A 21449-nucleotide genomic window follows, 5' to 3' on the forward strand; every position below is an offset into this window, starting at 1 on the left:
CCGGCCGACAGGGGCCTCAGGCGCCTTCGAGGACCTGGCTGGTGACCCAGGTAAGGTACTTTGCGGCGTTGGCTACTGCGTCCTGGGGGCTGCCGGCAACGTCCAGCAACTGTGCCGCGGCCACCACGCCGTGACGGGCAAGGTCCTCCGGGGTGACGAGGATCCGGCCGGCCACCACGACCACCGGAATGCCACGTGCCTGGGCGGCATCGGCAAGGGCGATCGGCGCCTTGCCTGTCAGCGATTGGCTGTCCATGGAGCCTTCTCCGGTGATGACCAAATCAGCCACCGCGAGTTTCGCGTCCAGCCCGGTGAGGCCGGCCACCAGCTCGAAGCCGCCTTCCAGGGCTGCCGTACTGAAGGCCAGGAACGACGCCGGGAACCCGCCGGCCGCCCCGGCGCCGGGCACGTTGACGTCCCGGCCGGTCGCCTGGCGCAGGACCGAGGCCCAGTTGCGCAGGCCGGCGTCAAGCAGCTCCACCGCATCGGCGTCGGCGCCTTTTTGCGGGCCGAACACGTGTGCCGCGCCGTCGCTGCCGAACAGCGGGTTTTGGACGTCGACGGCGATCCTGAACTTCACCCCGGCCAGCCGCGGGTCGAGGCCGCTGACGTCCACGGATACGACGTCGGCAAGCGACCCGCCGCCGAGGGGCACCACGTTGCCGGCGGCGTCCAGCGGCTTGAGTCCGAGGGCGCGGAGGGCGCCGCTGCCGCCGTCGCTCATGGCCGAACCGCCCACGCCCAGCACGATTTCCGTGGCACCGGCGTCCAGCGCGGCGGCGATCAGCTGGCCGCAGCCATAGCTGTGGGCGCGCAGCGCGTTGGCCGGTGTGGGTTCCATGTGGGCCAGCCCTGAGGCCTGCGCCGTTTCAATCACCGCGGTGGCCCCGCCGAAAGCATCAGCCCGGATGGCCCACGCGGCACCGATCGGGGCCAGGATCGGGCCGACGACCGCGTTGAGCCGTTCCTCGTAGCCGGCCGCGACGGCCGCCTCGAGGGTCCCTTCCCCGCCGTCGGCCACCGGAAACTGGATGGCGTCGGCCTCGGGGTAGACACGGAGGGCGCCTTCGGCAATGGCCACGGCGGCTTCGACGGCGGTGAGGGAGCCCTTGAACTTGTCCGGGGCGATGAGGATGCGCATGGCTCCATCCTGCCAGTCCGGCGGCCCCGGATGGTGCTCGACCGCCGGTACCGGGACAAATCCACGCCACCGGGAGTAACCTGTCTGCCACACATATTCCAGACCGGGCCCGCCCGGCAGAGGACGACGTTGGAAAGCAACGGAGAGGGGGACCGGTGAGCCACTACGGAAACGGCGTTCCGGGCGTGACCGAGTTACTGCTGGTCCGGCACGGTGAAAGCCAGGGCAACGTTGCCGCCACGCTGGCTCATCAGGCCGGCGCGCATGTCATCGACGTCCCGGCCCGGGATGCGGATGTCGGATTGTCGGACACTGGACGGGAGCAGGCGCTGGCCCTGGGCAGGCTCCTCGCGGGCTACCCGGACGGCCGGCGCACGCCAGTCTGGTCCTCGCCCTACCTGCGCGCACGCCAGACCGCGGAACTCGCCGTCCAGACCGGCGGCTGGCAAACATCTATCCTGATCGATGAGCGGCTGCGCGACCGTGAGCTCGGCATCCTGGACATGCTCACTTCGACCGGGGTGGAAGCCCGACTCCCGGAGGAGGCCGGCCGGCGGCGGTGGCTCGGCAAGTTCTACTACCGCCCCCCGGGCGGCGAGTCCTGGGCGGACGTCGTGCTGCGGCTCCGCTCGCTGCTCGCCGACCTCGACAACAGGCATCCGGGCGGGGGTGTCCTGCTGGTCTGCCACGACGCCGTGATCCTGCTCATCCGCTACATCCTGGAGGGCCTCACGGAGGAGCAGCTCCTGGACATCGCGGCCGCGTCCACCATCCTCAATGCCTCCGTCAGCCGCTTCGTCCGGCCCGACGGCCAGGGGGAATGGCAGCTGGAGGCCTTCAATATGGCCGACCACCTCACGAGCGAAGGTGTCCCGGTAACCCAGCACTCGGGAGACGCCGATGTCCACCCACGCTAACTCCCGGCAGGCGAAACGCCGTCCTCAGGCCAAGGCCGTCACCCCGGCTTTGCTGCGTGCCTGGCCGCTCCCTGACGGCGGCTCCGGGAAGGATGACCGGGGCTCCGTGCTGGTGATCGGCGGTGCGCGCAAGACGCCCGGAGCGGCGTTGCTCGCCGGCGTCGCCGCCCTCCGCGCGGGCGCCGGCCGGCTGACCCTGGCCGTGGCGGAGTCCGTGGCGGTGCCGCTCGCCATCGCCCTGCCCGAAGCCGGCGTCCTTGGCCTGCCGGAAACGACGACCGGGACCGTGGTCGGTTCCGCCGCCGGGTCCCTGGCCGCCGAGCTGGAAACCGCGGACGCCATCCTGGTGGGGCCGGGCCTGGACGACAAGGACCAGACCACGGCACTGCTGCGCGAACTCCTCAAAGCCACCCCGGGCAGCCCGCCGTGCATTGTCCTGGATGCTTTTGCCCTGGCCAGCGTGCCGGAGCTCGAAGCCGAACTGGCGCCGTGGGCCGGCCGGCTGATCCTGACCCCGAACATCACGGAGGCGGGCATCCTGCTCGGGCGGGAAGTCGAGGACCTGCACCGCCAGCTCCCTGAGGTGGCCGACAAATACCGGGCCGTGGTCACCTGCCAGGGGGCCATCGCGGAAGCCCGCAGCAGCAGGGCTGCCGCGTCCGGGGCCGGCCTCTGGGAGATCACCACAGGGCACAGCGGGCTGGGCACCTCGGGCAGCGGGGATGTGCTCTCCGGCGCCATCACCGGCCTCCGCGCCAGGGGAACGGGCAACGCGCAGGCCGCCTGCTGGGGAACGCATCTGCATGCTGCGGCCGGAGACCGCCTTGCCAGCCGGCTGGGCGGGCTGGGCTATCTCGCCCGGGAGCTCACCGACGAATTGCCGCCGCTCATGATGGAACTTTCCGCCTGAGCGGAGCGGTCCTTCAGGACCAGGTCCCGCGCTCCTGGAGGACCGCCTTGAGCAGGTCCGCGCGGTCCGTGACAATTCCGTCGACACCAAGGTCCAGCAGCCGGTGCATTTCCGCGGGCTCGTTGACTGTCCACACATGGACCTGCAGCCCGTGCCGGTGTGCCCGCCGGATGAAGCCCGGCGTCACGACGGGCACGGCGCCGTAGCGGACGGGGACCTGCAGGGCGTGGACTCCGCGCAGTGCCCGGCGCACCACGGCGGACATCAGCGGCGTCGGCAGCACGGGGCCCAGCAGGACGAACACGGCGTTGGACACGATGCCGGCCGAGCTCGCGGCGGGACGGCTCAGCTGCTTCAGCACTGCCCGGCGCCGCCGGTCCGAGAAACTGGCCACCAGCACGCGGTCGTGCAGTCCGTGGCGTTCGATCGCCGAGGCCAGGGTGCTAACGGAGTTCCAGTCCTTGACGTCGATATTGAGCCGGACGTCCGGGAAGGCAGCGATCAGCTCATCGAACCGCGGGATCGGTTCGGTCCCGCCGATCCTGGCCCTTGCCACGGTTGAGGCCGGAAGGTCCGCGATTTGGCCCCGGCCCTCCGTGATCCGGTCCAGGGTCTTGTCGTGAAAGAGCACCAACACGCCGTCGGCCGTGGTGTGCACGTCCGTCTCCAGATGCCGGAACCCGAGGTCGACGGCGGCGCGGAACGCGGCCATCGAGTTCTCCAGCCCGTCCAGCGAGAAGCCCCGGTGGGCCAGCGCCAACGGCGCCCGGGAACCGCCCGGGGCCCGGGTGGTGGAGCCCTCCGGGCCGCCGTCGCGGTCCCCACGAGGGGCAAAGTAGGGGTGCACGTCAGTCACACCTGAAGCGTACCCGAGCCTTGGTCTGCCGGGATTGGGTTCGACCGGGGCTGGCGGCCGGGACTGGTGGCCGGACCCATCGGGGCCGGGGTTCGACCGGGGCTGGCGGGCCGGGACCATAGGGGCCGGGGTGCGGGCCTCAGTGGGACGGGGTGTCAGGAGCCTGCTGGCGGATTTCGACGCCGTCGCTGCAGTGCAGCAGCGTGCGGCCGCGGCCGCCGTCGAGGTCGACCCAGACCACGCTGTGGTCCGCCGTCACGGCGTCCACAAGCCCGCCGGTCTCAAAGCCCGGGGCGAGCCGGACGCTGACGCGGTCGCCCTGGCGCAACTGCCGCCAGTGCCGGTCCGGTTCCACCGGATGCAGGGGTTGTTCGTCCGTGTTGTTGATGCGGTGCCTGGCCATGATGTCCCCACTCTCGGTCAAACGTTTCGTCGCGAGCTTCCAGCCTAGGAGGCCAAGGTGAACGCCAGTTGACCGTCCGCTGGGAATCCGGTGTCCGCCGGGAAGCGGGCCGCGGGTGCGACCTCGCCGGGGGTGGGGATGTGGGCGGGCCGCGGGTGCGACCTCGCCGGGTGTGGGACCGGGTGCTGGGCCCGGGGTTTTAGGGCAGCCGAACGCCGAGTTCGGCGAGCTTTGACTCGAGGATCTGGGCGACGCCGTCGTCGTCGAAGTGCGGGGCCTGCCGGCCGGCGGCCCGGATCGCTTCCGGGTGGCCGCTGGCCATCGCGTAGCCGTGCCCGGCCCAGCGAAGCATCTCTATGTCGTTGGGCATGTCCCCGAACGCCACCACGTCCGCGGCGCCGATGCCGAGGGCCGAAGCATATTCAGCCAGGGCCACGGCCTTGTTCACGCCGGGCAGGGACAGCTCGAGGAGGGCCATGTTCGGGGCCGAGTGCGTCGCGGCGGCAAGATGGGCGACGGCGGGCGTCACCTCGGCCAGGAACTCGTCGGCGGTGCCTTCGCGGACAATGGCCAGGAACTTCGCCACGGCGTCCGCCTCGGTGAGGGTGGTGTGAAGCGGGGCCGGGGTGAATTCCGCGAGCAGTTCGCTCGAGCCGTTTTCGATAAAGCCCGGTTCCAGATGGAAGCCGGTCAGGGTTTCGGCGGCAAACAGCGCGGAGGGACGCAGCCGCTTGATGATGCGGCGGACCTCGAACATGGCGTCGAGGTCCAGTGTCCGCGCCGAGAGCAGACGGTCCGCCTCGAGGTCCCACACGACGGCGCCGTTGGAGCAGATGACCGTTCCGGTATGGCCCAGTTGGTCCTGCAGGGGGTGGAGCCAGCGCGGCGGCCGTCCGGTGACGAACACCAGTTCCAGCCCGGCGTCGCGGCAGGCGTGGAACGCGCGGACGGTCCGGTCGCTGATTTTGCCGTCATGGCCGAGGATCGTTCCGTCAATGTCACTTGCTACCAGCCGCATAGTGCCAGTCTACGTGCGCCGGGGCGGCAGGCCCCCGCGGCCGCATTCGCCGAGGTGTGCGCCGAGTTCGCCGGACCGCGTCGGGTTCGCCGGACAATTCCGGCGAACCCGGGAGCTACCGGCGTACTCGACGGCGGGATGGGGCGGCAAGCGGGCCGGCGGGATGGGGCGGCGGCGGGCTCAGTGGCGTTCGAAGATTCCGGTCAGCGTGCCCCGGCCCAGGGTGTGCTGCGACAGCTTCGCCTCCAGGCTGCCCGGGGCGGTGTGCTCGTTGAGTCCCGACGGAGCGACGTCGAGCGCGTGGACCGTGATGACGTACCGGTGCGGCCCGTGACCGGGAGGCGGCGCGGCGCCAAGATAGCCGTGGAACCCGCCGTCGTTCCTCAACTGGATGGCGCCCGCGGGAAGGAGCCTGCCGCCCTCTGCGCCCGCTCCTGCCGGCAACGAGGTGACGTCGGCGGGGACGTCCAGCACGGCCCAGTGCCAGAAGCCGCCGCGGCCCGGGGCGTCCGGGTCGAACATCGTCACCGCGTAGCCCTTGGTGCCGGCCGGGGCGCCGCTCCAGCTCAGCTGCGGGGATTCGTCCCGGCCGCCGGCGCGCATTTTGCCGCTGCGCTGGGCAGCCGGGAGCGTCTGGCCCTCCGCGAAGGATTCACTGCGGACGGGGAACACCGGAACATCGTGTCGTGTCATGGCTGCCTTTCACTCACTGCAGGGGTTGGGCCCCCATTTCCATCCGTGCCAGCTCCGCGCGCGTGGGCGGGTTCGCGCCGGCGCGGGACACGGTGACCGCCGCTGCCCGGGAGGCATGGGCGAGGACATCGCGGAGGCTTTCGGCGGAGAGTTCGCGCAGGCCCTTGCGGTTTTGTGCCCCGTCCAGGCCCAGATCCACCACGCCGGACAGGAGCGCGGCCATGAAGGAGTCCCCGGCGCCGACTGTGTCCGCGACGTTGATCTCGGGGGCGGGGAACTGCGCCTCACCTGCGGCGTTGATGCCCCAGGGCCCCTTGCTGCCGCGGGTCACCACCACCATTGCCGGCCCTTCGGAGCCGCTCATCGCCTGCCAGCGGCGGGCCGAGTCCAGTGGGTCCACGCCCGGGTAGAGCCATTCGAGGTCCTCGTCGGAGGCCTTCACAACGTCGGCGAGGCGCACGAACTTTTCGGCCTGCCCGCGGGCGTAGTCCACGTCCGGGATGATGCTGGGACGGCAATTGGGGTCGAAGCTGATGGTGGCGGACGGGTGGGCGCGCTCGACGGCGGCAAACACGTCGGCGGCGCCCGGCGCCAGCATGGTGGCGATCGAACCGGTATGCAGCAGCGTGGTTCCCTGGAGCAGGAACGGCAGGCGCGCAGCGACGCCGGGAAGCTCCCAGGCGAGATCGAACGTGTACGTGGCCGCGCCGGCGTCGTCGATCAGGGCGGCAGCCACACTGGTGGGCAGCTCGTCGGGTCCCAGCGGGAGTAGCACGGAGCTCGACTTCAGGTGCGCGGCCAGGGCCTCACCATACGCATCGCGGCCGTAGCGGCCGATGAACTGGACCGGATGGTCCAGCCGCGCCAGCCCCACCGCCACGTTGAGGGGGCTGCCGCCGACATGGGCTTGGACGCCGGAGGACCGCTGGACTACATCAACCAGCCCCTCGCCAATAACTGTGAGCATGACCATACTCTGCCAGAGAATGCGCTCCGGTGCCGTGTGTTGCGCCCGCCTCCCGCTTCCGCCGTGCCGGCGCCGCTGCCGCCTCTGCCGCCGCTCCCGGGCCGCGGCACTCAGGCCGCGGTGGTGTCCAGCGCGATCCCCGCGGACGCGGCGTGGGCAAACCTGGCGTCGATGTGGACCACGTCCCGGCCTGCCCGCTGCAGGAGGCTGGCGGCGATCCCGGCGCGGTACCCGGAACCGCAGTGCACCCAAAGTTTCCCGGCGGGAATGTCACCCAGGCGCAGCAACAGCTCGTGCAGCGGCACGTTGACCGCGCCCACCACGCGGGCGGCGGCGAATTCGTCGGCCCGGCGCACGTCCAGGACGGTGTCCTCAGGCGCCCGGCCGGCGAGCACGCCGTCCCAGCGCACACGCGGGTAGGAGGCGAGGCCGGCCTGCGGGGCGAGGGTGTGCGGCTCGGTTCCGACGGCGGCGTCGGGGGATTCGATGCCGATCCGGGAGAGGTCGCGGATGGCGTTCGCAATATCTTCCCGCGAGCCCACCAGGGTCAGCGGTTCGCGCCACGGCAGCACCCAGCCCAGATACGTGGTGAAACTGGAGCCGGAGCCATACTCAAAACTGACGCTGCCCTTGAGGTGGCTGCTGGCGAACGCCACGCGCCGGCGCAGGTCCACCACCCACTCGCCGTCGTCGAGGCGCCGGGTGAGTTCGGCGGCATCGAGCGACGCCGGAACGGCCAGTTCGGCGGGCCCCGGGCCACGGACGTTGGCCGGGCTCATGTGCGCGTAGTAGGACGGGTGGTCCGTGAGGTTGGCGATGAGCTGGCGGACGAAGTGGTCCTCATCGGGGTCCGTCAGGGCGTGGTTGGCGGCAAGCTGCTCGCCGATGGTGGAGGACCGGGCACCGCTGGCGGGTCCGGAGGAGCAGAACGAGCCGAATCCGTGGGTCGGGAACAGCGCGGCGTCGGGGCCGGCCTCGGCGGCGAGGCGACGGGCTGAGGCGTACTGGTCGTGGGTCAAGCCAACCGTGTCCGCCTCGGCAACAAGGTCCGTGCGGCCCACCGAGCCATACAGGAGGCTGCCGCCCGAGAAGACGGCCTGCTTCCCGCCGTCGTCCACGATGAACGACAGGTGGGTATGCGTGTGGCCCGGCGTGGCGATTGCTTTGACCGTAAGCGATCCCACGCGGACCGTTTGGCCGTCCGTGATGGGAGTGCGCTCGAACCCGACGGCGTCGGCGGCGTTGACGAGATAGCTGGCGCCGTGGGCGCGGGCCAGGATCAGCCCGCCGGTGATGTAGTCATTGTGCATGTGCGTTTCGGCCACGTGCGTGATGGCTACCCCGGCGTCACGGGCGGCCGCCTCGATGCGGTCCGTGTCGCGCTGCGGGTCGATCGCCAGCGCCACCGAGCCGTCGTGGACCAGGTAGCTGCGGTCCCCGAGCTGCGGGGTCTCGATGACGATGACTTCCATGGTCCCTCCGGTGGGGTCTGCCCCTTGAAGGTCAGCCCCGGTTGACGGGGTGTCCCTCGTCCTGCCACTTCATGATTCCGCCGGTGACGTTGACGGCGTCGTATCCCTGGTCCTCCAGGTAGGTGGCGGCCTGGGCGCTGCGGCCCCCGGCGGCGCACATGACGTAGACGGTGCCGCTGGCCGGGACCTCGGCGAGGGACTGGACGAACCGCGAGAGCGGGATGCTCCGGGCGCCGGGAACGCGGACGGCGACGTATTCGTCTTCCTCGCGGACATCGACGATTTCGGTGGCGTCGCCCAGGGCGGCCAGGTCCTTGACGGAAATGCTCTTCATGCCTGTTCCTTTCGCGGGCGCCGGACGGCCCGGCGCGCGTATTCCAGCTCAATCATGATACCCCTTGGGGTATCATTGACCCTCCGGACGGCCCCTCCCGCCACACCCCCAAATATAGCCCGTCGGCCTGGCCTGCCAACCTAGCCTGCGGGGCGGTCCTGCTGGTAGACGTCCGGGATGCCGTCGTGGTCCGAGTCGACCTTTTCCGCCTCCTCCGCACGCCGGTACTGCTGGTTGCGTGTCCGGAGCACCGTGGTGGCGAAGATCGCGGCGAGCAGTGAGGCCGCGAGGATCCCTACCTTCGCGTGGTCTTCATCCGCAGTGCCCTGGCCGAAGCTCAACTCGGCAAGCAGCAGCGAGACCGTGAAACCGATGCCGGCGAGGATGGAGAGGCCGAAGACGTCGATCCACTTGAAGGACGCGTCCAGGCGGGCCCGCGTGACTTTGGTGATGAGCCATGTGGTGCCGAGGATCCCCGCCGGTTTTCCGGCAACCAGCGCCACGATGATGCCCACCGCCACGGGGTCCGTCAGGGCGGCACCGAGGCCCTGCCAGCCGCCTATGGCCACCCCGGCGGAGAAGAACGCGAAGACCGGGACGGCGATCCCGGCCGAGATCGGGCGGAACCGGTGTTCGAAAATCTCCGCCAGGCCCGGGCCGGCTTCAGGTCCGCCGCTGGCCTTGGAGCGTTTGACGGGAATGGCAAATCCGAGCAGGACCCCGGCCACGGTGGCGTGGATGCCTGATGCGTGCACGAGCGCCCACGTTGCGAAGCCGAGCGGCAGCAGGATCACCCAGGCTGCGGCTGCGTGCGTGCCGAAGAAGCGCCGGTATTTGTGCGCCAGGAAGGTGTAGAGGCCCAGCGGGAGCAGGGCCAGCAGGAACGGCTCGGGGTGCAGTTCGCTGGTGTAGAAGATCGCGATGATGGTGATGGCCAGGAGGTCGTCGACGACCGCGAGGGTCAGCAGGAAGATCCGCAGCGCACTGGGGAGGTGGGAACCGATGAGCGCCAGGACCGCGACGGCGAAGGCGATGTCGGTGGCGGTGGGAATGGCCCAGCCGTGCAGCGTTTCGGGACCGGAGAGGTTGATGGCCGCGTAGATGAGCGCCGGAACGGCCACACCGCCGACGGCGGCGGCCACCGGAACCACCGATTTGCTCGGCTCGCGCAGGTCACCGGCGACAAACTCGCGCTTGAGTTCGAGCCCCACCAGGAAGAAGAAGATGGCCAGCAGGCCGTCGGCGGCCCAGGCGCCCAGGCTCAGGTCCAGATGCCAGGGCGCGTAGCCGATGGTGAAGTCGCGCAGCGCGAAGTAACTCTCCGAGGCCGGGGAGTTGGCCCAGGTCAGGGCCACCATCGCCGCGGCGACCAGCAGGGCGCCGCCTACGGTTTCCTTGCGGAGGATTTCGCCGATCCGCAGGGCTTCGGCATAGCTGCCGCGGCCGAAAATGGTGAGCCGGGGCGGCGAAGGAGGGGGCGGTGTTGGTGAAGCGGGTGTTGGTGAAGGGGGCAGGGCGCTCATGGGATCCTCAAAATGGGGTCGACGGAACTATGCCGACCAGACTTCCCGGCGCACCTGCGCTCCAGTCTATTCGCTTTCGCCGGCCAAGGGATGCCGCCAGGGACACCGGGGACCCCTCCCGGTCGCGGATACGTGCAGGCCGGGCAGGCCGCTTGCTTGCCGGGCGGGCTGACAGGCCTGGCGCCGTCCGGTTTTCAGACCAGCAGCTGCTGAACGAGTTCACGGCATTTCCGGTAGGCGGGTGCCTTTGGATCGATGAGCGCAAAGTGGTCGCCCGGGACCTTGAGCAACTGGACCGGCGCACCGGCCGCCTTGGCTGCTCCGGCGTAGGTCTCGGACTGGCTCACCGGCACGGTATCGTCCTCCGTGCCGTGAACGGCATATACGGGCACGCCCAGCGGCACCGCACTCATGGGGTCCGCAAATTTATGCCGTTTGGGATATTTCTCAGACGAGCCGCCCAGGAAGTTGCTGACGGCACCGTTGCTGAGGTTGAGCCGCTCGGCGGCCGCGAGATTGAGTACTCCCGACTGGCTGACGACGCCGGTAAGCTGCACCGCGCCGTCGTCGTCGCCCCGACGCGTCAGCTGGCGGTCCGCGTCCGGGGCACCAAGCCCCGCGAGCCGGCGGCGTCCCGCCGCCCAGACGGCGAGGTGGCCGCCTGCCGAGTGGCCCAGGGCCACCACGCGGTCCAGTCCCAGCCCGTGCTCGTCGGCCAGTTCACCGAGCTTGTCGATTCCGGCCAGGACGTCCGCGAACGTGTTGGGCCAGCCTCCGCCGTTGCCGGCCCGCCGGTACTCCAGGTTCCAGGCTGCCATGCCGTGCGCGGCGAGGTCCTTGGCAAGGGGCTCCCCCAGTTCTGCGCCGTACTGCGAACGCCAGTACCCGCCATGGATCACCACCACCACGCCCTTGGGCGCGGCAACCTCCGGGAGGAAGAGCTCACCCCACTGGCTGGGGTCCTCGCCATATTGGTACTTGTGCCTCTTCACAGCGTCCTCCTTGGGGCCCGGTGAACAGGCGGCGGAGACTGCCCCCAGAGTCACCGCCGCTGCGGCCGCGATCATAGTCCGCCGCCGCATTTCAGCCATGTGCTGAGCCTACCTTGGGCACCAAGCGGGCCCGCGCAGGCCGGACCCCTCGCATGCCGGACCCCTCGCATGCCCGCTGCGCTGCCCTTGCATGCCACCGAGAAGCGGCGGCCGGTGTCGGCCCGCCGATCGCGCTGCTGCGGGAGCGCCTGCGGGCGTGCCCGGCGGTGCCAGCCTGCGGGCCGGTGTCGGTGGTGCGCCGTAAGCTGGATCCATGGCGAGCAACTGGGACCGTTTGGACGTGAGCCTGCGCGATTCCGTGCAGGAGAACGTGGAGTTGTACGAGCGGGTCCGGCCTGCCCTGAAGCTGGTCACCCGGGAGGTTCTGCTCACGCTGCGGACCATGCTCAAGGACACCGAAGTCACGCCGCTGTTCGTCACCGGACGCACCAAGACCGTTGAATCCTTCCGCGAGAAAATTTCCCGCACAGAAGAACCGCTGGAGCCGGGCGGCCCGCCTGTGCTGAAGTTCCCGGACCCGTTCCGGACCCTGAATGACATGGTGGGAATCCGTGTGATCACCAAGCTGCCGGCGGAAAACGCGGTGGTGGCCAATCTGATCAAGCGCCAGCGCCAGCTCTTTGACTGCCGGGGGGACCGGGAAAAGGACATCGGCTCGATCGAGTCCGGCACATACGGCTACTCCAGCCGGCACCTGATCCTGCGGACCATCCAGAACGAGGCCGTCAAGGACTATCAGCTGGCCTTCAACCCGGACGTCCCGCCGAACGGCAGCTACTTCTTCGAGTGCCAAATCCGGACAGTCTTTGCCCACGCCTGGAGCGAGATCGAGCACGACATCCGTTTCAAGGCCGAGGACCCGCGGGCCTGGACCCCGCACTTTGACCGCCAGTTCACCGCGACGGCCGCCATGCTGGAGACCGTGGAGAGCGCGTTCTCGGACCTGCACGAACGCTACGAGGAGGTCCGCGGCTACTGGGACATGGACGGGGAGGGTGCCGCGCCGCTGACGCCCAACCGGATCCGCGACGTCTGGCGGACCCTGCTCCCGCACGTGGACCGGAAGGTCGACGATGACTGGGGCTGGGCCGCGGAGCTCATGGCCGCCCACGGCCTCAACCAGACCATGCAGCTCGCCGGGCTGCTTAGCGCCAACCGGATCACCGAGGTCCGCAAGGCCCTGGACCACCGCTACTCCCCCGGCCCGGACCGGCTCCTCGATGACCTGCTGCTGTGGCAGTACGGCACCGAACACATCGAGCTCACCGCCGAACCGGCCGACGCCGTCCCGCACCCCAGGCGCGACAGCCTCCAGCGGCGGCTCAAGCAGATCGAACGGTACCGGCTCACACAGGGCTAGCGCGCCTGCCTGCATCTGCTGATACTTTGCCTGCGCCTGCTCTGCCTGCGGACGCGGACGGCGGGTGCGGCTACGTGTGGGCGTAGGTGAGGCAGTCGGCGTTGTCGACGCCCGGGCCCACGTGAACTTCGGGCGCCTTGCACATCAGATGGTCGTTGTGGGTGCACTCGGAACGCTGGCAGGCGCCGACGTCGGCCAGCACCTTGGGGAGGCCGCCGTGCACACCGATGTCGATGAAGGTCGCGCAGGAGGCATGATCTGCTGCGCCGCCGACGGTGATGGCGGCCGCGTTGCAGTGGGAGTGGTCATTGAAGGAGCAATTGCTCACACTGCAGTCGGCTACGTGCGTCGTCATTGGATTTCCTCCATGCTCCGGCCACCCGGACGGGCGGCGCCGTAAATCCACGCTAGGCCGCACCACGGCAAACAAAAAGACCCAAACGTGTGACCTAATACCGGCCCGACCGGCAGCGCCGCCCCGTCAGTTCCCCGCGCCGAGCCTGCCGGCCAGGCGTTCGCGCATCAGGGCGCTGGCCTGGTTCAGGCCCACGACGTCGACGCTCTTGCCGTGCTGCCGGTACTTCTCCGTGATGGCATCCAAAGCGGCGATCGTGGAAGCGTCCCACAGGTGTGAGTCGCGCATGTCGATGACGACGCAGTCGGGGTCCAGTGCGTACTCGAACTGGGTGTAGAGGTCATTCGCGGACGCGAAGAACAGCTCGCCGTCCACCCGATACGTGGCCCGGCCGCCGTCGTCGTCCTCCGTCACGGTGCGCTCGACGGTGACGAAGTGGGCCACCCGCCTGGCGAACAGGACCATCGCGACGAGCACGCCGACGCCGACGCCGGTTGCCAGGTTGTGCGTGGCAACGGTGACCACCACCGTCGCCGCCATGACGGCGGTTTCGCTCTTGGGCAGGGCCTTGAGGGTGGCGGGCCGGATGCTGTGCCAGTCAAAGGTGGCGACTGATACGAAAATCATGACGGCCACGAGCGCGGCCATCGGGATGAGGGACACAATGTCTCCGAGGGCCACCACGAGGATGAGCAGGAAGACGCCGGCCAGAAGGGTGGAGATCCGGGTCCGGGCGCCGGAGGCCTTGACGTTGATCATGGTCTGGCCGATCATGGCGCAGCCGCCCATGCCTCCGAAGAGGCCGGTGACAATGTTCGCGACACCCTGTCCCCAGGCCTCGCGGGTCTTGGCTGAACGGGTGTCCGTGATGTCATCCACGAGCTTGGCGGTCATGAGGGATTCGAGCAGGCCCACGAAGGCCATGGCCAGCGCGAACGGGAAGATGACCTGCAACGTTTCGAACGTGTTCGGCACGTTGGGCAGAGACAAAGAGGGCAGCGAGTCCGGCAGTGCACCCTTGTCCCCCACCGTGGGAACGACGACGGCGGCCGTCACCGTGATGAGCGTCAGGGCCACAATGGCCACGAGGGGTGCTGGGACGGCTTTGGTGAGCCTGGGCAGGCCGAAGACGATCAGCAGGCCCAGCGCGGTGAGCGGGTAGACCAGCCAGGGCACGCCGATCAGCTCGGGCACCTGCGACAAAAAGATCAGGATGGCCAGGGCGTTCACAAACCCCACCATGACTGGGCGCGGGATGAAGCGCATCAGTTTCGCCACGCCGGAGAGGCCCAGCACGATCTGGAGAATGCCGGCCAGAATCACCGCCGCCACAAGGTAGTCCAGTCCGTGGGTCTTCACCAGTGGGGCGATTACCAGCGCGACGGCGCCCGTGGCCGCCGAAATCATCGCCGGACGGCCGCCGACGAAGGCGATGGTCACTGCCATCGTGAAGGACGCAAAGAGCCCGATCCTCGGATCCAAACCGGCGATGATCGAGAAGGCGATCGCCTCAGGAATCAGCGCCAGCGCCACCACGAGTCCGCCCAAAACCTCTGTTTTCAGCCGGCGCGGGGACCTCAAGGCGCCTCGGACCGATTGCAGTTGCGCAGGCGTGGCGGCCGGGGCCTGCGCGTCGATACTGGTGGCCATCGCTGGCTCCGTTCGTGGTCAAGGAGGCCCAACGGCCGCCGGATATCAAAGAAATGTGTGCAATTCAGGGAAGGTGGGGCGCTGCGTCGCGCCGGGGTGGGGAGTTCGCCTTTTCGGGGGCTCACCCACGCAATGAACCCTACCCGTCGGGCTCCCGCCCGCACGGAGGACTAAAAATCTGACATATTTGTCCGTCAGGTGGTCACGAAGTGGCCACCCCGTGGACGCCGGTGGCACCATTCTTGGATGCTTGAGGCAACTAAAACCCCGAATACTGCCAGGGACGCGGGCACTGCCACCGACGTCCCGGCCAATCCCGCCCTCGCCGCTGAGGCAAAGATTGCCCGCATCGCGGTGACGGTCTTCCCGGTCCTTGTGGTGGTGGCCGGGCTCGCCGGCTTCCTGCTCCCCGGCGCGTTCAAACCCCTCGCCCCCAGCGTGCCCTTCCTGCTGGGCATCATCATGTTCTGCATGGGCCTGACGCTGACGCCGCCCGATTTCGCCTCGGTGGCCAAGCGCCCCTGGGCCGTGGCCCTGGGGATCGTGGCGCACTACGTCATCATGCCGGGGGCCGGCTGGCTGATCGCCGTCGGCCTCCACCTCGAGCCGGAACTTGCGGTGGGCCTGATCCTGGTGGGCTGCGCGCCGTCGGGCACCGCCTCCAACGTGATGGCGTTCCTCGCCAAGGGCGACGTCGCCCTGTCCGTGGCCGTCGCCTCCGTGTCCACCCTGATCGCGCCGATCGTGACGCCGCTGCTGGTGCTGTTCCTGGCCGGCTCGTACCTGAACATCGACGCCGGGGGCATGGTCCAGGACATCGTCAAGACCGTCCTCCTGCCGGTCATCGCCGGCCTGCTGGCCCGCCTCTTCCTCAAGAGGCTCGTGGCCAAAGTCCTGCCCGCGCTGCCGTGGGCCTCGGCCCTCGTGATTTCCCTGATCGTCGCGATTGTGGTGGCCGGCAGCGCCAGCAAGATCGTCGCCGCGGGCGGCATCGTGTTCCTCGCCGTGGTGCTGCACAACGGCTTCGGCCTGGGCCTGGGCTACCTGGCCGGCAAGCTGGGGCGCCTGGATGACAAGGCGCGCAGGGCCCTCGCCTTCGAGGTCGGGATGCAGAATTCCGGCCTGGCCGCCACCCTCGCCACCGCGCACTTCGGCGCCCTGGCGGCGCTGCCGTCTGCCGTCTTCTCCCTGTGGCACAACGTCTCCGGCGCGATCGTGGCCGCGTGGCTGGCCCGGCGTCCCCTTCGGGAGGCCGCAACCCAGGAAACCGCACCGCAGAACAAAGCACCGGAGGCCGCGCTGAAAGCCTGAGGGGTCCTAGCCCCGCAACTGTGCCAGCAGCAGAGTGACGGCGCGCCCGGCCAGGATCTCGGGGGTGTCCGTTCCGGCGGGGACCACATCGAGTCTGCCCTGGACGGCAAGGCTGCCGGGCCCGGCGTCGTGCGTGATGAGTACTTGGGGCGTGCCGCGGCCGGCGAGCTCCGCCATGGCCCCGGAATCGTCGTCCGCCTCCGGCGCGCTGGTGCGGATCACGCCGTCGGCTCCGCCGGCGAGCATGAACTGCCGCCAGTTCCCGCCCAGCAGGATGACGGGCTGGTAGCCGTGCTCCGGCAGGATCCTGGCCAGCACCGTGGCGATGGCCCTGTCCCGGGGCTGCTCGAGGTCCGGGACGGCCACGGCCACCAGCTCCGTCCGGCCCCGGCGCATTCCCCGGGCGGCGCTGTTGGCCACATAGCCAAGTTCGCGGACCGCGGCGTGCACCCGGTCCTGGGTGGCCTCGCTGATCCGGGTGGTACCGCCGGAGCGGCCGGAGAGCACATAGGAGACGGTGGTCAGGGAGACCCCGGCCGTCTGCGCGACATCGCGGATGGTGGGCTTGGATCCAGGCCGCACTGATGACTCCCGGCTGTTTCTCCGCCGGGTCCGCGGCGGCTGGTGAAAACGTTGATTTAGGGCAGACCCCCTGTGTGAACTCTAGCCCGAAGCACGGGTTCCCGGCCCACGTCGGCCAAGAAGCGCGGCGGGGTTTGCCGCGGGGTTTGCGCCGAGGTTTGCGCCGGGCAGGTCCTTGGTGAATGCCAGCGGTCCGATGGTTTCCGGGTCGGCGGAGAGATCGAACTGTGCCTCGTAACCGGTGCTCAGGTAGAGGTGTTTCGCCTCCGGCTGGCGGGGGCCGGTTGTCAGGTAGACGTTCCGGTAGCCGCGACGGCCGGCCAGCGCCTCCAGCTCGGCAAGGACAAACCGGGCCAGTCCGCGGCGCCGGTGCGCTGAATGCGTCCAGATCCGCTTGAACTCGGCGGTCTGCGGGCCGTGCCGGCGGAACGCGCCGCCGGCCACGGATTCGCCGTTCTCGCGCACAATCAGCAGGGCCCCGCCCGGCGCGGCGAATTCCTCGGCCGGGTAGCGGTTGAGTTCCTCCGCGGCGGCCCCGCGGCCAAAGAGGTTACCGTAGCGGGTGTCGTACTCGAGCGCGAGCTCATCCAGGAGCGGACGGACCCTGGGATCGCCCATGGGGAGATTGAGGACCGTCAGCGCGGCTGTGTCCACGGGCGGGGTGTGTAGTGGTGTCGGGGTCATGACGGGTCCTTTCCGCCGGCGGCGGTCTGCGGCACCGCCTGGCCGGCGTCCGCTTGATCGTTGTTAATCTGATCGTTGTTGGCCAGGCCGCTGCCGGCCTCGCGGTTGTTGGGGTTCGCCAGCAGGTTCAGGACGCGCCGGGCCAGGGCGTCGTTTTCGCGGAACGGCGCGGCGTTGGTGCCGGGCCGGGCGAAGGCGCCGGCGCCCCAGCCGGAAGTGCCGGGCCCGACGCCGAACAGCCGCTCGCGCCGCTCCCCCACCGGGCTGATGAGCTCGTTGTGGGCGGACACCAGGAGCCGTCCGGTCGCGTGCGTGCCGTCGGCAGTGAGGAGCTGCTGTTCGCTGCCCAGCCCGGAGGCGTGCAGCTGGCGCAGCAGCGGGTTCGCGGAGCGGGCCACCGACGGCGCCGGGAGCCGGGCCTCGATCAGTGCCGTCGCTGACACGGTGATCCCGGACTGGGCCGAGCGGGCGACGAACCGGCCCGAGTACTCCGCGGCCTCGATCTCCAGCCCCGGGCCAATGAACTGCAGCAGCCCGGCCCGGTGGATCGCCAGCATTTCCCGCAGCCTGCGCGGCGGCGGTCCGGAATCGACGAAGCTGAAGAAGCCGTGCCACCAGCCCTGGACCTCCCGCTGCGACCGCGCGTTCAGGCGCTCGGACGGCACCAGCCGGCCCAGGTCCATGTAGGACTTCAGCAAGGAAGTGAACAGGGCCAGGGTTTCCGAATGGTCCGGCCCGGTGCGCAGCTCAAGGTCGCGGTCAATGTACGCCGCCACCGCGGCCTGGAAGTCTGCGTGGCCGGCGAAAACGCGGCCGGCGAAGGGATGGTCCAGCCGTTCGAGGTCCAGGTGGAGCCTTGCATCCGGGACGGACCCGGCAACGAGCCGCCGGCGGTCCTGGCTGTACCAGTCTGCGGCGGCGAACCGTTCGGCGAATTCCTGCCAGCCGATCCGGACCCGTTCCGGGTAGCCGGTGAACAGCTCGCGGTAGTACGCGTAGCCGGCGTCCTTGGCGATCAGGGGCCACAGCTGGGCGCGGAAGTCCACCTCGCCGGCCGCATCCAGCAGCGCCGCGACGGCGTCGGCCGTGAAGAACGCCGGCTCGCCCGCGGCACCCCCGCGCAGGGCGGACGTGATCTTGGAGTGGTAGGGCACGCCGCGGCGGGAGCCGGCCCACAGCCGCGGCTCGGCACCGGAGGGCAGGTAGCGCAGGCCGCCGCCTGACAGCTCCTCGAACCTGCCGCCGCGGCCCTCCATGAGCAGGACCAGCAGGTCCACGAAGGCCAGGCCCATGCCGGAGACAATCACGTCCTGGCCGGCGGCGAGGAGTGAGTAGTCGACGTCGGTGGTGTAGCTGGGCGCCGCGTGGAACGCACCGTGCCGGGCGGCAAAACCGGCCCACGCCGCAGACTCCTCATCGGGCAGCGAATCGGTGTGCCCCAGGCAGGCGATGACGACGTCGGCGGCCAGCACCGCGCCGCCGGCCAGCCGGACGCGGTAGCGTTCCGGACCCTGTTCCGCTTCGCCATCTTCACGTTCACCCTGCACCGGCTCGACGGCGGTCGCCGTGTCCCGGTGCACGGTGACGGTGGTGTCCGGTCCGAGGGCGGCAACCGAGCGGCGGAAGAACCATTCCAGGTAGATGCTCTGCAGCTGCCGGGTGGGGAACGTGGCACCGGTGAGGGCGGCCAGCTGGCGCCGGAGTTCCGGCGGCAGCTCCGGAACATCCGCGATGGACCCGTCCAGGACCCCGGCGGCCCACTCTGCCAGGCCGGGGCCGTCGGCCTCGGGTCCCTCGCATTTGACGGAGGCATCCGTGAACATCGTGACGTCCGCCGCCGCGGAGTTGAGCATCAGCCCGGGATGCTGCGCGTAACGCCAGATCCTGCCGGCACCCGGAGTGTGCGGCTCCACGACGTGGATCTGCAGGGCGCCGTCGAGCAGCTCCGGCCGGTTGGCGGCGAGGCGTTCCAGCAGCCCGGCCGCGCGCGGGCCGCCGCCGATGAGGACCACGGATGGGGCATTCACTGGCATGACGGTCTCCTGGCTCGGGTGCGGAGCCCTCATGCTAGGCACCCGAAATGGAGCCGGTCGAGGTGCCGGTCACGGCCGTTCACCCCGCGTAACGCGGCGTAAATCGAGGCAAGAATTCGTCGTGTGACGCCGTGCGAACCCGCGTGAACGTATGCAACCTGCCGCCTTGCCGCGCGTTTTCGGACGGCCCTAGATTGGCAGCCAACTACCCCCACAGCAACTGGAAGAAGCGAGGTGGCGCATGAGTTCAACAGCAACCCCGGTGGCACAGTCAGCCCCGGAGCCGGCGTCCGCCGGCATCGAATCCGCACCCGGGACCGCACCGGTCGGGGCCGCAGGACCCGTACCCGCCGGCGAGACCGCGCCGGCCGGCTCCGCTTCGGCGGGCCGCAAGGCCGCAACCGACTACGCCGACTACCGGCTGGTCCCGGCCCGCCACCCGTGGCGCTGGGTGGGCACCGCCGTCGTCGCCGTGGGCGTGGCCGGCATTGCCTGGTCGCTGGCCACCAACCCGCGCTGGGAGTGGGGCGTGGTGGCGCAGTGGTTCACCGCGCAGTCGATCGTGAACGGCCTGCTGGAGACCCTGAAGCTGACGGCGATCTCCGGGGCGCTCGGCTTCATCCTGGGGTTCATCCTGGCGCTGATGCGCCTCTCCGCCTCGCCCCTGCTGGTCTCCGTCTCCTGGACGTTCTCCTGGATTTTCCGCTCCACGCCGCTGCTGGTGCAGATGCTGCTCTGGTACAACCTGGGCTACCTCTACGAGAAAATCAGCCTGGGGATCCCCTTCACGGACGTGCGCTTCTTTGAGGCCCAGACCACCACCCTGATCAGCCAGTTCGCCGCGGCAGTCCTCGGCCTGACCCTGAACCAGGCCGCCTACTCCGCCGAGATCATCCGCGGCGGCATCCTGTCCGTGGACCAGGGCCAGCTCGAGGCCGCCACCGCCCTGGGCATTCCGGCGTGGCGGCGCTCCACCAGGATCGTCCTGCCCCAGGCCATGCGGGCCATCCTGCCCACCGCCTTCAACGAGGTGATCGGCCTGGTCAAGGGCACCTCGATCGTCTACGTCCTGGCCTATTCCGAGCTGTTCTACACCGTCCAGGTCATTTACAACCGCACCCAGCAGGTCCTGCCACTGCTGCTCGTGGCCACACTCTGGTACGTCGTCATCACCTCGGTCCTGAGCGTCTTCCAGTACTACATCGAGCGGCACTACTCCAAGGGCGCGGTCCGCACGCTGCCCCTGACCCCGCTGCAGAAGGCCCGCAAATTCCTCGCCATCCATACGCCCGCAGCCCGGGAATCGAGCCAGGAAAGGGGCACCCGATGAGCACCGCACTCCGTACAACCACCAAGACCGCGGCCGCTGCCACGGACGCCGTAACCACCCGCGGCCTCGTGGAGATCACGAAGGTCCGCAAGACTTTCGGGGCCACGGAGGTCCTCAAGGGCATCACGCTGACGGTCGAGCCCGGCGGTGTCGCCGTGATTGTCGGCCCGTCCGGGTCCGGCAAATCCACCCTCCTGCGGACCATCAACCACCTCGAAAAGGCCGACGCCGGGTTCATCGCGATCGACGGCACGCTGGTGGGCTACGAGGTCCGGGGGCGCCGGCTCCACGAGTTGTGCGAAAAGGAAATCCTGAAGCAGCGCACCGAGATCGGGATGGTGTTCCAGAACTTCAACCTCTTCCCGCACCTGACCGCGCTGGAAAACGTCACCGAGGCACCGATCGTCGCGCCGCGGGCCGGAAAGCCCCGGCTCTCCAAGGCCGAGGCCCGCGAGCGCGGTCTGGAACTGTTGGACCGGGTGGGCCTGAAGGACCGTGCCGGCGCCTACCCGCGCCAGCTGTCCGGCGGCCAGCAGCAGCGCGTCGCGATCGCCCGGGCGCTTGCCCTCGACCCGAAGATCCTGCTCTTCGACGAGCCCACGTCGGCCCTGGACCCGGAACTGGTCAACGAGGTCCTGGACGTCATCCGCGGGCTGGCCAAGTCCGGCACCACGCTGATCATCGTCACGCACGAGATGGGCTTCGCCCGCGACGTCGCCGACACGGTGGTGTTCATGGACCAGGGCCAGATCGTCGAGCAAGGCACACCCCAGGAGATTTTCACCAACCCGCGCGAACTTCGCACCCGGAGCTTCTTCTCCAAAGTCATCGAACCCGCTTTCAACATCTAAGGAACCC

21 protein-coding genes are annotated in these 21449 nt (G+C 69.6%); 6 read left to right on the forward strand and 15 right to left on the reverse strand.

From position 1 onward, the window contains the following. Window positions 1-16: 16 nt before the first annotated feature. Window positions 17-1141, reverse strand: a complete 1125-nt coding sequence (locus B5X90_RS17635) for a glycerate kinase (protein ID WP_079555244.1) — start codon at window positions 1139-1141, stop codon at window positions 17-19. A gap of 155 nt (window positions 1142-1296) precedes the next feature. Between B5X90_RS17635 and B5X90_RS17640 the strand changes: the two genes are divergently transcribed. Beyond that, complete coding sequence (locus tag B5X90_RS17640; protein WP_079555245.1) at window positions 1297-2058, forward strand: histidine phosphatase family protein; 762 nt, start codon at window positions 1297-1299, stop codon at window positions 2056-2058. Next, window positions 2042-2968 (forward strand): NAD(P)H-hydrate dehydratase, encoded by a 927-nt coding sequence (locus tag B5X90_RS17645; protein WP_079555246.1) that lies wholly within the window; start codon window positions 2042-2044, stop codon window positions 2966-2968. Before B5X90_RS17640 ends, B5X90_RS17645 begins: the two co-directional genes overlap by 17 nt. Window positions 2969-2981: 13 nt before the next feature. On the opposite strand, the gene B5X90_RS17650 is transcribed toward B5X90_RS17645, so the two are convergent. The 9 genes from B5X90_RS17650 to B5X90_RS17690 form a co-directional block, all read right to left on the reverse strand. Then, entirely contained in the window at window positions 2982-3824 is an 843-nt protein-coding gene (locus B5X90_RS17650) for a glycerophosphodiester phosphodiesterase (RefSeq protein ID WP_079555247.1), read from the reverse strand. 139 nt (window positions 3825-3963) lie between these two features. Next, entirely contained in the window at window positions 3964-4227 is a 264-nt protein-coding gene (locus B5X90_RS17655; RefSeq protein WP_079555248.1) for a hypothetical protein, read from the reverse strand. A 199-nt stretch (window positions 4228-4426) separates the two neighbouring features. Further along, a complete protein-coding gene (locus B5X90_RS17660) occupies window positions 4427-5245 on the reverse strand; it encodes a Cof-type HAD-IIB family hydrolase (protein ID WP_079555249.1) in 819 nt (272 codons plus the stop codon). Window positions 5246-5425: 180 nt separating this feature from the next. Further along, entirely contained in the window at window positions 5426-5938 is a 513-nt protein-coding gene (locus tag B5X90_RS17665; protein ID WP_079555250.1) for a YbhB/YbcL family Raf kinase inhibitor-like protein, read from the reverse strand. A gap of 13 nt (window positions 5939-5951) precedes the next feature. Continuing rightward, on the reverse strand, window positions 5952-6905 hold the full coding sequence (locus B5X90_RS17670; protein ID WP_079555270.1) for a carbohydrate kinase family protein: 954 nt from the start codon (window positions 6903-6905) through the stop codon (window positions 5952-5954). Window positions 6906-7015: 110 nt separating this feature from the next. After that, window positions 7016-8377, reverse strand: coding sequence for an MBL fold metallo-hydrolase (locus B5X90_RS17675; protein WP_079555251.1), 1362 nt, complete (start codon window positions 8375-8377; stop codon window positions 7016-7018). A 31-nt stretch (window positions 8378-8408) separates the two neighbouring features. Continuing rightward, window positions 8409-8711 (reverse strand): rhodanese-like domain-containing protein, encoded by a 303-nt coding sequence (locus B5X90_RS17680; RefSeq protein ID WP_028275958.1) that lies wholly within the window; start codon window positions 8709-8711, stop codon window positions 8409-8411. 140 nt (window positions 8712-8851) lie between these two features. After that, complete coding sequence (nhaA, locus tag B5X90_RS17685; RefSeq protein ID WP_079555252.1) at window positions 8852-10234, reverse strand: Na+/H+ antiporter NhaA; 1383 nt, start codon at window positions 10232-10234, stop codon at window positions 8852-8854. Window positions 10235-10428: 194 nt separating this feature from the next. Further along, window positions 10429-11226 (reverse strand): alpha/beta hydrolase, encoded by a 798-nt coding sequence (locus B5X90_RS17690; RefSeq protein ID WP_079555271.1) that lies wholly within the window; start codon window positions 11224-11226, stop codon window positions 10429-10431. Between the two features lie 313 nt (window positions 11227-11539). Between B5X90_RS17690 and B5X90_RS17695 the strand changes: the two genes are divergently transcribed. Continuing rightward, window positions 11540-12646: a GTP pyrophosphokinase gene (locus tag B5X90_RS17695; RefSeq protein ID WP_079555253.1), complete on the forward strand. Its 1107-nt coding sequence runs from the start codon at window positions 11540-11542 to the stop codon at window positions 12644-12646. Between the two features lie 70 nt (window positions 12647-12716). Here B5X90_RS17695 and B5X90_RS17700 read toward each other — a convergent pair whose 3' ends face one another. Then, on the reverse strand, window positions 12717-13001 hold the full coding sequence (locus B5X90_RS17700) for a DUF1540 domain-containing protein (RefSeq protein WP_028275954.1): 285 nt from the start codon (window positions 12999-13001) through the stop codon (window positions 12717-12719). A 126-nt stretch (window positions 13002-13127) separates the two neighbouring features. Next, a complete protein-coding gene (locus B5X90_RS17705) occupies window positions 13128-14651 on the reverse strand; it encodes a SulP family inorganic anion transporter (RefSeq protein WP_079555254.1) in 1524 nt (507 codons plus the stop codon). A gap of 246 nt (window positions 14652-14897) precedes the next feature. Here B5X90_RS17705 and B5X90_RS17710 point away from each other — a divergent pair, with 246 nt between their 5' ends. Further along, the gene (locus B5X90_RS17710; protein ID WP_079555255.1) at window positions 14898-15962 is read left to right on the forward strand and encodes a bile acid:sodium symporter family protein; all 1065 of its coding nucleotides are present in this window, start codon (window positions 14898-14900) and stop codon (window positions 15960-15962) included. 6 nt (window positions 15963-15968) lie between these two features. On the opposite strand, the gene B5X90_RS17715 is transcribed toward B5X90_RS17710, so the two are convergent. The 3 genes from B5X90_RS17715 to B5X90_RS17725 all read right to left on the reverse strand — a co-directional run bounded on the left by B5X90_RS17715 (window position 15969) and on the right by B5X90_RS17725 (window position 19261). Beyond that, window positions 15969-16544, reverse strand: coding sequence for a LacI family DNA-binding transcriptional regulator (locus B5X90_RS17715; RefSeq protein WP_079555256.1), 576 nt, complete (start codon window positions 16542-16544; stop codon window positions 15969-15971). A gap of 81 nt (window positions 16545-16625) precedes the next feature. Continuing rightward, window positions 16626-17228, reverse strand: a complete 603-nt coding sequence (locus B5X90_RS17720; RefSeq protein WP_256860314.1) for a GNAT family N-acetyltransferase — start codon at window positions 17226-17228, stop codon at window positions 16626-16628. After that, complete coding sequence (locus tag B5X90_RS17725; RefSeq protein ID WP_079555257.1) at window positions 17225-19261, reverse strand: FAD/NAD(P)-binding protein; 2037 nt, start codon at window positions 19259-19261, stop codon at window positions 17225-17227. Before B5X90_RS17725 ends, B5X90_RS17720 begins: the two co-directional genes overlap by 4 nt. Before the next feature lie 241 nt (window positions 19262-19502). Here B5X90_RS17725 and B5X90_RS17730 point away from each other — a divergent pair, with 241 nt between their 5' ends. Further along, a complete protein-coding gene (locus B5X90_RS17730) occupies window positions 19503-20591 on the forward strand; it encodes an amino acid ABC transporter permease (RefSeq protein WP_079555258.1) in 1089 nt (362 codons plus the stop codon). Then, window positions 20588-21442, forward strand: a complete 855-nt coding sequence (locus tag B5X90_RS17735) for an amino acid ABC transporter ATP-binding protein (protein ID WP_079555259.1) — start codon at window positions 20588-20590, stop codon at window positions 21440-21442. Before B5X90_RS17730 ends, B5X90_RS17735 begins: the two co-directional genes overlap by 4 nt. Window positions 21443-21449: the final 7 nt, after the last annotated feature.

Source organism: Arthrobacter sp. 49Tsu3.1M3, assembly GCF_900168135.1.
GTDB lineage: Bacteria > Actinomycetota > Actinomycetes > Actinomycetales > Micrococcaceae > Arthrobacter.